Source organism: Desulfofundulus sp. (assembly GCF_049701015.1).
In the GTDB taxonomy this organism is placed as follows: Bacteria; Bacillota; Desulfotomaculia; order Desulfotomaculales; family Desulfovirgulaceae; genus Desulfofundulus.
This window is the reverse complement of sequence record NZ_JBNATZ010000007.1, coordinates 17,369-29,560: the sequence shown is the minus strand read 5'-3', so window position 1 is coordinate 29,560 and position 12,192 is coordinate 17,369. Positions and strand designations below refer to the sequence as shown.

Annotated in this window: 12 protein-coding genes and 3 riboswitches; of the genes, 10 read left to right on the top strand and 2 right to left on the bottom strand. The window is 51.8% G+C overall.

The window, feature by feature from the left end:
• Positions 1-188: riboswitch (cobalamin riboswitch) on the top strand. This riboswitch is flagged as partial in the annotation.
• A gap of 225 nt (positions 189-413) precedes the next feature.
• Positions 414-656, top strand: a riboswitch (cobalamin riboswitch).
• 145 nt (positions 657-801) lie between these two features.
• The 6 genes from ACPLUI_RS01165 (at position 802) to ACPLUI_RS01140 (ending at position 6,848) form a co-directional block, all read left to right on the top strand.
• The gene (locus tag ACPLUI_RS01165; protein WP_424658435.1) at positions 802-1,890 is read left to right on the top strand and encodes an ABC transporter substrate-binding protein; all 1,089 of its coding nucleotides are present in this window, start codon (positions 802-804) and stop codon (positions 1,888-1,890) included.
• A gap of 94 nt (positions 1,891-1,984) precedes the next feature.
• Positions 1,985-2,137: riboswitch (FMN riboswitch) on the top strand.
• A gap of 124 nt (positions 2,138-2,261) precedes the next feature.
• Entirely contained in the window at positions 2,262-3,353 is a 1,092-nt protein-coding gene (ribD, locus tag ACPLUI_RS01160; RefSeq protein WP_424658434.1) for a bifunctional diaminohydroxyphosphoribosylaminopyrimidine deaminase/5-amino-6-(5-phosphoribosylamino)uracil reductase RibD, read from the top strand.
• Positions 3,353-4,018: a riboflavin synthase gene (locus tag ACPLUI_RS01155; RefSeq protein WP_424658433.1), complete on the top strand. Its 666-nt coding sequence runs from the start codon at positions 3,353-3,355 to the stop codon at positions 4,016-4,018. The genes ribD and ACPLUI_RS01155 overlap by 1 nt, the downstream gene beginning before the upstream one ends.
• Before the next feature lie 16 nt (positions 4,019-4,034).
• Positions 4,035-5,252, top strand: a complete 1,218-nt coding sequence (locus ACPLUI_RS01150) for a bifunctional 3,4-dihydroxy-2-butanone-4-phosphate synthase/GTP cyclohydrolase II (protein WP_424658432.1) — start codon at positions 4,035-4,037, stop codon at positions 5,250-5,252.
• Positions 5,253-5,318: 66 nt separating this feature from the next.
• Positions 5,319-5,786 carry a 6,7-dimethyl-8-ribityllumazine synthase gene (gene ribE, locus ACPLUI_RS01145; RefSeq protein ID WP_424658431.1) on the top strand — a complete coding sequence of 156 codons (468 nt, stop codon included), beginning with the start codon at positions 5,319-5,321 and terminating at the stop codon, positions 5,784-5,786.
• An 18-nt stretch (positions 5,787-5,804) separates the two neighbouring features.
• Positions 5,805-6,848: a nicotinate phosphoribosyltransferase gene (locus ACPLUI_RS01140; RefSeq protein ID WP_424658430.1), complete on the top strand. Its 1,044-nt coding sequence runs from the start codon at positions 5,805-5,807 to the stop codon at positions 6,846-6,848.
• Positions 6,849-6,892: 44 nt separating this feature from the next.
• On the opposite strand, the gene rpmB is transcribed toward ACPLUI_RS01140, so the two are convergent.
• Positions 6,893-7,084 carry a 50S ribosomal protein L28 gene (gene rpmB, locus ACPLUI_RS01135; protein ID WP_424658429.1) on the bottom strand — a complete coding sequence of 64 codons (192 nt, stop codon included), beginning with the start codon at positions 7,082-7,084 and terminating at the stop codon, positions 6,893-6,895.
• Between the two features lie 209 nt (positions 7,085-7,293).
• Here rpmB and recG point away from each other — a divergent pair, with 209 nt between their 5' ends.
• Positions 7,294-9,366 carry an ATP-dependent DNA helicase RecG gene (gene recG / locus ACPLUI_RS01130; protein WP_424658428.1) on the top strand — a complete coding sequence of 691 codons (2,073 nt, stop codon included), beginning with the start codon at positions 7,294-7,296 and terminating at the stop codon, positions 9,364-9,366.
• A gap of 213 nt (positions 9,367-9,579) precedes the next feature.
• Complete coding sequence (locus ACPLUI_RS01125) at positions 9,580-9,837, top strand: small, acid-soluble spore protein, alpha/beta type (RefSeq protein WP_424658427.1); 258 nt, start codon at positions 9,580-9,582, stop codon at positions 9,835-9,837.
• Between the two features lie 158 nt (positions 9,838-9,995).
• Here ACPLUI_RS01125 and gpr read toward each other — a convergent pair whose 3' ends face one another.
• Positions 9,996-10,970: a GPR endopeptidase gene (gene gpr, locus ACPLUI_RS01120; RefSeq protein WP_424658437.1), complete on the bottom strand. Its 975-nt coding sequence runs from the start codon at positions 10,968-10,970 to the stop codon at positions 9,996-9,998.
• Positions 10,971-11,120: 150 nt separating this feature from the next.
• Here gpr and rsmD point away from each other — a divergent pair, with 150 nt between their 5' ends.
• Both rsmD and coaD read left to right on the top strand, forming a co-directional pair.
• On the top strand, positions 11,121-11,684 hold the full coding sequence (rsmD, locus tag ACPLUI_RS01115) for a 16S rRNA (guanine(966)-N(2))-methyltransferase RsmD (protein WP_424658426.1): 564 nt from the start codon (positions 11,121-11,123) through the stop codon (positions 11,682-11,684).
• Positions 11,685-11,688: 4 nt separating this feature from the next.
• On the top strand, positions 11,689-12,192 hold the full coding sequence (gene coaD, locus ACPLUI_RS01110; RefSeq protein WP_424658425.1) for a pantetheine-phosphate adenylyltransferase: 504 nt from the start codon (positions 11,689-11,691) through the stop codon (positions 12,190-12,192).

Genomic DNA, 12,192 nt, shown 5'->3' with positions numbered 1-12,192 from the left:
CACTGTGAATGGGTAGCGGCTTTCCACAAGGCCACTGGCCCGGCACTCAGTAAAGTTGGTTCTGCTTTGACGGAAGCTGGTTGCTGCTAACGGCAAAGGGATCATAACATGGTTGGGTGCTGGCTGGGAAGGCGGAAAGCAGGCGATGATCCATGAGTCAGGAGACCTGCCCGGGCACGCGGCACGGGTTAACCTCCCAGGGAACAGGGGTTTGTGCCGGTTTGCAGTCTCCCGTCTTTGTGCGGCAGGTTCGAGCGACTGTAAAAACAACCCCGGGTCTCTCTGGAGGGCCGGGGTTTTTCTTTTATTACAAGTTCGGAGACATCTGGCTGTTTCAGTGGTCGGGCGGGATGGCCGGCATGCCATTCCTCCTGGACCAGGACGGCCAGGTATCTCCATGTTCTTATGGAAAACTTCATAATCTGGGGACGGGTGCCTTCACCCGGGTGAAGGTGAAAAGGGAAGCCGGTGCAAATCCGGCGCGGTCCCGCCACTGTGAGGGGGAGGGGCTCCACAGCCAGGTCACTGTCCAGCACTCATCGGGACATTAAAAACTCGGGCCGTTATTGTTGTAGTCTACCCGTGAGTGCTGGGTGGGAAGACGTGGAGTTCCGGCGAACCCAAGCCAGGAGACCTGCCCGTTCCGAAGTGCCAGACCAGCCTACGCGGATAGGGGGTGGTTCAATTTTCCCTGGGCCTGTCGAGCAGGTAACAAATCCTCCGTCTGAGTAGATGGGGGATTTTTGTTTTACTTTTTTGAGTACCGCAATTAATTAAAAAATTATAGGGGAGATGGTTTTTATGCGTCGTTATTGTATAATTATGGGTTTAGCGCTGCTCGTAACTCTTCTGCTTGGAGATGCAGTCTGGCCTGCATTGGCCGCACAGCAGAAGAGAATTACGGTTACGGAATATTTCGTTACACCGCAAGGAAAGATTGAAAAACATACCGTCCGGGTACCATGCCCTCCCCGGCGTGTGGTGATTACAGGAAGTTACCAGGCGGAGATTTTAAAGGCTCTGGGGCAGGAAAAAAGGGTTGTGGGCGTTTACGATTATACAAAGAAAAACCAGGCATGGCTTGGCTATGTTACCCGCGTACCAAGTATAGGTAGCGCAGCTACACCTGACGTGGAAAAGATAATTTCCCTGAAACCCGACCTTGTCCTGGAATGGGCAATGAAGCCCGAGATCAGGAGTCAGCTCGAACGGGCGGGGATTCCGGTAATGAAGGTCTATGGATACAACCAGAATTTTCTGGCTAATGAAATCCGGACTCTGGGCTTAATTTTCCAATGTCCAGAGCGCGCGAAGGCATATGCGGATTTTATCGAAAAGAACTGGCGGATGGTTTCGGAGAGAACGCGCAAGTTGCGGCCCAACCAGAGGGTCAAGGTATACTGGGAAAGTTCCATGGGTGATTGGATGAGTACCGGTCCCGGTTCCGGTGGTCATACGATGATCGAGTGGGCCGGTGGTAAAAATATCACAGCACCGCTTTGCCTTGCCAACCCCAAAGTCACACCTGAATGGGTGGCAGCACAAAACCCGGAAGTCGTAATTAAAAACGTTTCTGCAGATTTTGGGGGTTTGACGAAAAACGGTATCGGTTTCGAGGCTACAAGGGTAACTGAACTTGCTTCTTTGCGACAACAGATTATGGCGCGGTCTGCCCTCAAAACTACGGCGGCTGTTAAAAGGAAGCGGGTCTACATGGTTTCGGCTTCCATCGCTAACGGCCCGCAGAGTTCAGTGGGACTGTGCTACATCGCCAAGTGGCTGCACCCCGAACTCTTTCGTGATGTGAACCCGGAGGCGTTACACAGAGAAATGCTGAAAAAGTTTTACGGGGTGGAACTTAAAGGCCTATGGGTTTACCCGCTGAAGTAGGGGGATATTGATCCGGGAGGAGTTACAGGCATTCAATATTGACACCATTTGCGAGCGGACCTATAATAACCTTAAGTAGTAGTTCTAAAAATTAAAGAGCCTTCGGGGATGGGTGAAATTCCCTACCGGCGGTATGGAAGTAAAACTTCCTTCCGAGCCCGCGAGCCCTGTATTCATCGGTAATTGCAGGGTTGATCTGGTGAGAAGCCAGAGCCGACAGTAAAAGTCTGGATGGGAGAAGGCGTAATGGTACTGCTTGATGGTAAGAAGCAGGAATGGCTTGTATTATGCCTGTTAGCCCTGAAGGTTTTTTACCAGGTCGGGGCTTTTTCTATTTTATTTTGCAGGTGAGAGCGTTGGACGAATACTACATGAAAATGGCATTGGACCTGGCCCGTCAGGCTCTGGGTAGAACGAGTCCCAATCCCATGGTCGGGGCTGTGTTGGTTAAGGACGGACAGGTGGTTGGACGGGGTTATCATGCCCGGGCGGGTACTCCCCATGCAGAGATTCATGCGTTAAATGAGGCGGGGGAACGGGCTGCGGGAGCCACCCTTTATGTTACCCTGGAGCCCTGTTGTCACTGGGGACGCACAGGTCCGTGTACCGAAGCGATTCTGGCTGCCGGCGTCAAGCGGGTAGTGGCCGCCATGCCCGACCCCAACCCCCTCGTTGCCGGACGAGGCCTGGAACTATTGCGTCAGGCCGGGGTTGAGGTAACCGTAGGAGTTTTGGAAGGAGAGGCCCGAAAGTTAAATGAAGTTTTTATTAAATACATTACTACCGGTAGTCCGTTCGTGGCTTTAAAGGCAGCCATGAGCCTGGATGGTAAAATAGCTACCCGCACAGGTGAATCCCGCTGGATTACCGGTCCCCAGGCCCGGCTGGCCGTGCATCATTTGAGGGATCGTTATGATGCTATCCTGGTGGGTGTTAATACAGTGCTGAAGGACAACCCTTCTCTGACTACCCGGATTCCTGGTAAGGAGGGCAAGGACCCGCTGCGGGTCATTGTAGACAGCCTGGCCCGTACTCCTCCAGATGCCCGGGTGATTACCCAGCAATCTACCGTACCAACCATTGTTGCGGTTACGGAAAGAGCACCTCAAGAAAACCTCCGCAGGTTGGAGGAGGCAGGGGCTCAAATACTGGTGGTGTCCGGTTCTGGCTCCCGTGTGGACCTCACTCTTTTGATGAAAGAATTGGCTCGCCGGGAGATCACCAGTGTATTGGTGGAGGGGGGCGGTGAAATACATGCCTCTTTTCTGGAATCCCGCCTGGTCGATAAGGTTATCTGGTTTATTGCCCCCGTAATTATTGGTGGGCGCCAGGCACCTGGACCTGTAGCCGGAGAAGGGCCTGCCCGGCTCCTGGAAGCTGTACGCTTAAGAGATGTTTCCCTGACCCGTTACGGAGAGGACATTTGCGTGGAGGGATACGTGGATGGCGGGGGTGAAGGTTGATGTTCACCGGACTGGTAGAAGAAATAGGTGTCTTACGGGGTATGAGCCGGGGAAGGCACTCGGCACGGTTGACAATAGAAGCTATAAAGATTGTTGATGATCTGCAGTTGGGTGATAGTATAGCTGTAAACGGTGTATGCCTGACGGTTGTGGCTTTTGATCGTTCTTCCTTTACGGCTGACGTAATGGCGGAAACTCTGGATAAGACCACTCTGGGTCTTTTAAAGCCAGGAGACAGGGTCAATCTGGAGCGGGCTTTGCGTTTGGGGGGACGGCTGGGTGGTCATTTGGTTACGGGTCATATTGACGGGGTAGGCCGGATCCTACGCCGTCAGGAACATGATATAGCTATTTTGCTCACTATCGGCGCTGCACCTGAAGTGCTGCGTTATATAGTAAAGAAGGGTTCGGTGGCTGTTGACGGTACCAGTTTGACGGTGGTGGAGGTGGGTGAGGAGGATTTTTTAGTATCCCTGATTCCTCATACCGCTCGTTTCACCATCCTGGGCAGCAAAAGAACAGGTGACCTCGTGAACCTGGAAACGGACATTCTCGGGAGATATGTAGAAAGGTTTATAAATTCCCCCGGCCAGGTCGGGGACCGTCTAAAAAAATCAGGTATTTCAATGGACTTTCTGGCCGAACACGGTTATATTTCAAAATAGACGGGGAGTGACAGACATGGAGTTTCGTTTTAACACTGTAGAAGAAGCCATTGAGGATATTCGCCAGGGTAAAATGGTAGTGGTTGTGGATGATGAAGACCGGGAAAATGAAGGAGATGTCATTATAGCAGCAGAGAAGGTAACTCCCGAGGCGATTAACTTTATGGCTACTCATGCCCGGGGGTTGATCTGTATGCCCATTACTAATGAGCGGGCCGACGAACTGGAACTGCCCCTTATGGTTACCCACAATACTGATAAACATGGTACGGCTTTTACTGTCTCCGTGGATCACAAAGATACCAGTACGGGTATATCAGCCTATGAGCGGGCACAAACCATTAAAGCCATTTTGGATCCGGCTACCCGTCCGGAGGACTTGCGCCGTCCCGGACACATTTTCCCTTTGCGCGCCCGTGAGGGAGGAGTGCTGCGTCGGGCCGGACACACGGAAGCAGCGGTAGACCTGGCTCGTTTGGCGGGCCTGTACCCGGCCGGGGTTATCTGCGAAGTTATGAAAGAAGATGGAACCATGGCCCGGGTACCGGAATTAATTGCTTTTTGCCGGCAACATGGTTTAAAGATTATTACTATTGCCGATTTAATTAAATACCGCCGGCGAACGGAAAAACTGATTCGCCGTGTGGAGTCCGCCTACTTACCCACCAAGTATGGCGATTTTACCGCCGTGGCTTATGAGAGTCTTCTGGATGGAAAGGGCCATCTTGCTCTTGTTAAAGGAGACTTAACCCAGGTGGAAGCTCCTCTGGTGCGGGTCCATTCCGAGTGCCTGACCGGCGATGTGTTGGGTTCCACCCGCTGCGATTGCGGGGATCAGCTTGTCAGGGCCATGCAGATGATCGCCAGGGAAGGAGTTGGAGTGCTTCTATACATGCGGCAGGAAGGCCGGGGTATTGGTCTGTTAAACAAGATCCGTGCTTACAAGTTGCAGGATCAGGGTAAAGATACGGTTGAAGCCAACGAGGCCTTGGGCTTTCCACCCGATTTGCGCGATTACGGCATTGGTGCCCAGATCCTGGCTGATCTGGGACTCAAGAAGATTCGTTTATTAACCAACAACCCCCGGAAAATTGCTGGCCTGGAAGGTTATGGTCTGGAGGTTGTGGACAGGATACCTATTGAGGTATCTCCCAGCAAATATAATCGGTTCTACCTGGCAACGAAAAGAAAGAAACTGGGTCACCTGCTCAATCTCGCTGATGAGGTAAGCTAGCTGAAAGAGATTGGTGATAGCGGGCGATTTCCGGAGTACTGGAATAAAAGAAAGGTGGAGTAAGAAATGCCAAAAGTATACGAAGGACACCTGGTCGGTCAGGGGTTACGCTTTGGTCTCGTGGTCGGTCGTTTTAACGAATTTATTACCAACAAGTTGTTGACGGGGGCTCTGGATGCTCTTCACCGGCATGGTGTTGCCGACCAGGATATTGAAATTGCCTGGGTGCCCGGCGCTTTTGAGATTCCCGTGGTAGCGCGGCGGATGGTGGCCATGCAACGCTTTGATGCGGTAATCTGCCTGGGCGCGGTTATCCGCGGTGCTACGCCTCATTTTGATTATGTTGCAGCGGAGGTAGCTAAGGGCGTGGCCAAAGTGGGGCTGGATACAGGTGTGCCGACAATTTTTGGGGTCATTACAGCCGATACCCTGGAGCAGGCCATTGAGCGGGCAGGAACCAAGGCTGGCAACAAGGGTTGGGATGCTGCATTGGGGGCCATTGAAATGGCCAATCTCATACGCAGCCTTGGGTAGGAAAAGGGGGCCACACCAGTGCAGGAGGCACATACAGTCAAGAACTTAAAGGAAGTTTCGGATTTTAGAGTTTCACCCGATAGTCGTCTTTTCTCAGCCGATGGCCAGGAAATCTTTGCAGGCTGGACTACAGACATTTATTTTGTTAAAACCAGGGAAATCTTGCGAGCCATGGGTCTTGCAGATACAGAAGTGGTGGCGGAAGTTTTTGCCGGTAAAAGGGGTGTGCTGGCTGGAGTACCCGAGGTAAAAAATCTTCTGGCCAGTACGGGGGTTGAGGTTTGGGCCTTACCAGAAGGGGAATGGTTTGAAGAGAAAGAAGTTGTATTACGCATCCGCGGTCCATACGACCGGTTTGGTATTTATGAAACCGCTCTATTGGGGATTCTGGCCAGTTCCAGCGGCTGGGCAACGGCTGCCAGGCAATGCAAGGAAGCTGCGGGCGACAAGCGGGTTATCTGTTTTGGAGCCCGTCACGTTCATCCAGCAGTAGCGCCGGTTATGGAAAGGGCTGCAGTAGTGGGGGGAGTTGACGGAGCGAGCTGTATCTTAGGTGCAAAACTGGCTGGTCAGGAACCGGTGGGAACGTTGCCCCACGCTGTGATGCTCATTGTGGGAGACACCCTTGATGTAGCCCTGGCTTATCAGCGAGCTATGCCTTCAGGTACGCCGGTGATTGTGCTGGTGGATACCTTTAAGGATGAGGCGGAAGAAGCGATCAGAGTTGCCCGGGCTCTGGGCAAAGATCTGGCAGCTATCAGGCTGGATACCCCCAGCGAACGGGGAGGGGTTACGCCCGCGCTGGTACGTGAAGTCCGTGCCCGTTTGGATCAAGCGGGGTATAGACACGTTGAGATTGTGGTCAGCGGTGGTTTAACACCCGAAAAGATTCAGTTGCTGGGTCAGGCGGGAGCGGATTCTTTCGGGGTGGGTAGTTACATTTCCGGTGCTTCACCAATCGACATGACCATGGATCTCAAAGAAGTTAACGGGAAGCCCATTGCCAAGCGGGGGCGGATCCCCGGCCTTACCCCAGCACCCCGTCTGCAAAGGATCCTTTGATTTTATTTGAGAAAAATAAAAAACGGCTTGAACAGCCGCTTTCTCTAGATAGCTCTCTGTACCTTGCCGCTGCGCAGGCAGCGAGTGCAAACCAGGATCCTTCTGGGAGTACCGTTGATCAGAGCCCTCACCCTCTGCAGGTTGGGTTGCCAGGTTCTCTTGGTCCGGATGTGAGAGTGGCTTACCTGCATCCCGACCACCACACCTTTACCGCAAACAGCGCATTTCCTGGCCAATAGAGCCACCTCCTTATTATAGAAAACCACTCCTTACATTCTAGCAAAAATACCACTTACGTGCAAGGTGGAACAGGGGAAAGTTGTATTTTTCATGAAGTTCCAGGTGCCCGTGGCCGGAAAAGCTCGGCCTGGTGAGGGAAAGCAGGACTCTCCGATGGTAGATTGTGAAGCACAGTCAAGGGGGTAGGACCTTTAAGGCAAAGCCGATGACCGAAATTGGTTTTGAGGAATATCCTGTACAATATTTGAAAATGGTGGGGCCACATCGTTTTACTTTGCTGAAGAAGTTGGGTATCAGGACCATAAAGGATTTACTTTACCACTTTCCCCGGGCATACCAGCAGCGTACGGTGAAGCCTTTAAATACCTGTACTCATGGGGAACAGGTTACCCTGCGGGGAAAGGTTGTCGAAATCAGGGAACTCAACCCCAGGTCTCGATTGTGGATCACGAGGGTTAAAGTACAGGAGCCGGGGGGTTTCTTTTTTGCCGTCTGGTTTAACCAGCGCTACATAAAAAAGTTAATAAGGGTTGGGTGCCACGTCCAGGTAACGGGGAAAATTGAGCGCCGCTTTGGAGAAATCCAGCTTCTGGTAAATGACTATGAATTGTTACAGGACGATGATGCCGTACCACGGGACAGCATAGTCCCTGTTTACCCTCTTACCGGACAATTGACACAGCGTCTCATGCGGTCCCTGGTGTGCCTCGCCCTGGATGAGTGGATGCCTCGCGTCAAAGATTTCCTCCCTCCAGGTTTGCGGCAAAAATTTTCACTGCCCGAACTTCCCATCGCCCTTCGTCAAATTCATTTTCCAGCTACCGAGAAGGAGGCTATCAGGGCGAGAAAACGATTTATATTTGAAGAATTATTTCTGCTTCAACTGGTTCTGGCTTTAAGGCGCGGACAAACCACGCGGAAGGTAAAACCGCATCGTTACCACGAAGACGACGAACTGGTAGAGAGATTTCTTTCCACTTTGCCCTTCACCCTGACTCCATCTCAACAGCTAGCCTGGGAAGAGATTAAAGCAGACATGGATGCCTCCTGGCCTATGAACCGGTTGTTGCAGGGAGATGTGGGGTCGGGCAAGACGGTAGTAAGCACCCTGGCTCTACTCCGGGCCGTGGGCAGTGGGCTGCAGGGAGTCCTTATGGCACCTACAGAAATACTGGCGGAACAACATTACCTCACTCTCTCCCGGAGCCTGGTTCCCCTGGGGATAAAAGTTGGCTTGCTCTCGGGAAACCTGAAAAAGGGGGAGAGGAAAAGGTTGTTATCCGGTCTCGCCTCTGGAGAAATACCTCTGGTAGTGGGTACTCATGCTTTAATCCAGGAAGAAGTCAAGTTCAAGTCACTGGCCCTTGTGGTTATTGACGAACAGCACCGCTTCGGGGTTCGTCAGAGAGCCACCTTGCAATATAAAGGACATTGTCCCGACGTTCTGGTTATGACAGCTACACCAATTCCCCGTACCATGGCCCTTACTCTTTACGGTGATCTGGAGGTGAGCACTATTGCCGAACTGCCTCCCGGGCGGCAGCCGGTGAAAACTTACGCTCTTCCTGCTTCCCGCCTCCCGGATGTATATAAACTGATCAGACGGGAAGTAGAAAAGGGGCACCAGGCCTATGTGGTTTGCCCCCTGGTGGATGAATCGGAAAAAATTGATTTGCAGGCTGCTGTGGAGCTGGTTGAGGAACTTTCTCGTGGTCCCCTGGCCGGGTATCGACTGGGTTTGCTCCATGGTCGTTTGAAACCGGCGGAAAAAGAGAGTGTCATGGAGGCTTTCCGCACAGGTCTAATCCAGGTACTGGTTACGACCACTGTGGTTGAGGTTGGTGTAGACGTGCCTAATGCTACCGTAATGGTAATCCTGGACGCTGAACGTTTCGGGCTGGCCCAGTTACACCAGTTGCGAGGGCGGGTGGGGAGGGGGAAAGCACAGTCTTACTGTTTCCTGGTTTCCGACAGTATGACCGAAGAAGCCCGCTTCAGGTTAAAGGCGATGACCTGTACCACCGACGGCTTTACTCTGGCGGAAAAAGATTTGCAATTAAGGGGGCCCGGGGAATTCGCAGGTACCAAACAATCGGGTTTACCCGAGTTGAAAATTGCCGACCTGGTGCGGGACTGGCGTGCTCTACAGCTTGCCCGGCAGGAAGCGGTAGCCCTGGTAAAAAAAGATCCCGAGTTAAAGGCGCCAGAACACCGTCTGCTGGCCCGGGAATTATACTTGAGGTTCGGTGGAAAGGCAGGATACCTGGATATCGGTTGATATTTAAACAAGCCAGGCCCACGGGGTCTTTTTTTATTCCAAAATTTGATATTCACCAGGAAAGCCAAGCCAAGACATAAGAAGGTAACGAGGCTTTAAAAAGTTCTTATGTCAAGGGGATTCTGAGGGTGTGCCGGGGTAAAATGTTCTAGACATAATCAATTGCAGCAGGGCCATAATAAAAATAGCCTAAAGACAAGGAGGTGACGACAAATGGCGTTAGGGCAAAAGCGGAATCAGTTGCTGCTTCCCCAGGCCGCCGCGGCCATGGAACAGTTCAAATGGGAAACCGCTGCCGAGCTGGGCATCGAGGTGCCCCAAAGCGGTTATATGGGTGACCTGCCTTCCCGCGTGAACGGGGCCATTGGCGGTAACATGGTCCGGAAGATGATCGCCGCGTATGAGCAAAGCCTGGCCAGCGGTACCCAACCTCCGACTCCTCGAGTAACCAACGCTCGTACTACTCCTTAACGGAGGTTAAGGCATGAGCTTTTGGTACACAGGATCTGGTAGGTGTACCGGTTTCAGTTCCCTTACGGTGGGACCCAACTGACAGGAGATGACAAACTGGTTCCCTGTTGGTTGGGCCCCCCGCAGGGACTGCCCAAGGTCTTTGCTCCCTTTTATTTTTAATGCAGGTAATAGCTGTAGTCATCTTCAGTTAAGCCGGGGTGCAGGGCCAGGGAAATACCTCCGGCAATAACTTTGGCGGTAGTGGCAATCAACGTGTCTATTTCCTTAGGGGTTACTGTCAGGTTGCCTCCAAAAGGTTCCAATACCTTTTCAATAGCCCTGCGAGCCAGAGCGGGGTTGAATCCAGTTTTCGCAGATGTATTTTGTAGTTCTTGTAGATACGCATTGATGGTATCCTGGCTGATTACGGCTGCATGAACCACCGTAGGTACTCCTATGGCAATTACAGGTACGCCCATGCTCTCCTGGTTGATTCCTGCCCGGCGGTTTCCGATGCCCGACCCCGGACTGATCCCCGTATCGGCTATTTGAACGGTGGTACAGATACGGGTTACACTGCGCGCTGCCAGGGAGTCTATAGCAATAATCAGTTCCGGGCGGATTTTTTCTACTACTCCTCTTATGATTTCTGCTGTTTCTATGCCGGTTAAACCCAGCACTCCCGGGGCCAGGGCGCTTACTGAACGCATACCGCCTTTTAATTCCTGAGGAGCGTAAGTAAACAGGTGTCTCGTTACAAGACTCATCTCAATGACCTTTGGGCCCAGAGCATCCGGGGTAGCACGCCAGTTTCCCAGTCCGACCAGTAAAATATTACCGTATTTCGGGATCTGAGCTACAAATCTTTCCAGTTGCCGGGCCAGGATCTGGCTGACCTCATGATGTGCCGCAGGGTGATTTTCTCTTAAGACGGGAGCTTCGATGGTAATGTATGTGCCTACAGGTTTTCCCATGATGGTTTCGGCGGCTTTCTCGAGAATATGTACGATGGTTACTTCCGCATGTTCGAATCTTTCCCGATCCACCTTCACACCAGGGATTTCCTGTCCCGTTTCCCCTCTAACAATTTCCCGGGCTTCCAGGGCTAAATCAAGGTTTACACCAAAGGAACGAAAGAGATCAAGAAGCACGCCACCGGCCCCACTTTCCTTAAATTCCTCCAAGTTCAACTATATATTTTCCGCCTTGAGGAGGATTATACACTACATATTTTGCCTGATCGCTTTTTCTGGTATAATGTGCTATAATATTTGCGACAGTAAAGGAGAAGGGAATGGCTCTTGCGAGTTATTGCAGGTATTGCCAAGAAAAGCCGCTTAAAAATTCCCCGGGGATGGAAAGGAAGACCCACTGCCGACCGGGTTAAAGAATCTCTGTTCAATATCCTGAGCCCGCTGATTCCAGGCTCTTGCTTCCTTGACCTTTATGCCGGTACAGGTAATGTAGGTATCGAGGCTTTAAGCCGTGGTGCACAGCGGGTAGTATTTGTAGAACGGGATAAGAAAGCAGTCAGGGTGATCCGGGATAACCTTGTTCATGTGGGTTTCAGTGAAAGAGCTGAATTGCTGGCACAAGATGTCTTCCTGGCTTTACGGCAGCTTGGCGGACAGAGTTTTGATGTAATTTTTCTGGACCCACCGTATGGACAGGGCCTGGAACTTCCCACCCTGGAGGCTATTGAGCGTTATGGTTTGCTTGCTCGTGGTGGTGTTGTAGTGGCTGAAAGTACCAGGCGGCAGGTACTTCCCGGCGAGGTGGGGTGGCTGGTCAGATACCGCCAGCATCAGGTGGGGGATACCATGCTTTCATTTTATAAGCATGGTGCTGTCGGAGAGGAGGATTAAATCTTTGCGTATTGCAATTTATCCGGGTAGCTTTGACCCGATAACCAATGGGCATCTTGATGTAATTGAGAGGGCGGCCTGTTTGTTCGATCAGCTGGTTGTGGCGGTTTCCCGGAATACCAGTAAAAAACCGCTTTTCACCGTTGGGGAAAGGTTGGAAATGTTGCGGGAGGTGCTGCAGCCCTATTATAACGTGGTGGTTGATTCTTTTGAAGGATTGACAGTCAATTATGCCAGGAGCCTGGGGGCGCAGGCAATTATCCGGGGGTTGCGGGCTATTTCCGATTTTGAAAATGAGTTTATGATGGCGCTGACCAATAAAAAATTGGTTCCTTCAATAGACACTCTGTTTCTTATGACCAGGGCGGAATATTCATTTATCAGTTCCAGTGCCGTAAAAGAAGTTGCTTACTTCGGGGGGTGTGTGCGTGACCTTGTACCTCCATTGGTAGAACAAAGGTTGCGTGAGAAATTTATGTCCCTTCAACAACCGGTCAGGGAGGGGTAG

Bases quoted from the DNA above. Each gene is read 5' to 3' on its own strand.
- ACPLUI_RS01165 (WP_424658435.1), top strand. From the start codon at position 802: ATGCGTCGTTATTGTATAATTATGGGTTTAGCGCTGCTCGTAACTCTT.
- ribD (WP_424658434.1), top strand. From the start codon at position 2,262: ATGAAAATGGCATTGGACCTGGCCCGTCAGGCTCTGGGTAGAACGAGT.
- ACPLUI_RS01155 (WP_424658433.1), top strand. From the start codon at position 3,353: ATGTTCACCGGACTGGTAGAAGAAATAGGTGTCTTACGGGGTATGAGC.
- ACPLUI_RS01150 (WP_424658432.1), top strand. From the start codon at position 4,035: ATGGAGTTTCGTTTTAACACTGTAGAAGAAGCCATTGAGGATATTCGC.
- ribE (WP_424658431.1), top strand. From the start codon at position 5,319: ATGCCAAAAGTATACGAAGGACACCTGGTCGGTCAGGGGTTACGCTTT.
- recG (WP_424658428.1), top strand. From the start codon at position 7,294: ATGACCGAAATTGGTTTTGAGGAATATCCTGTACAATATTTGAAAATG.
- ACPLUI_RS01125 (WP_424658427.1), top strand. From the start codon at position 9,580: ATGGCGTTAGGGCAAAAGCGGAATCAGTTGCTGCTTCCCCAGGCCGCC.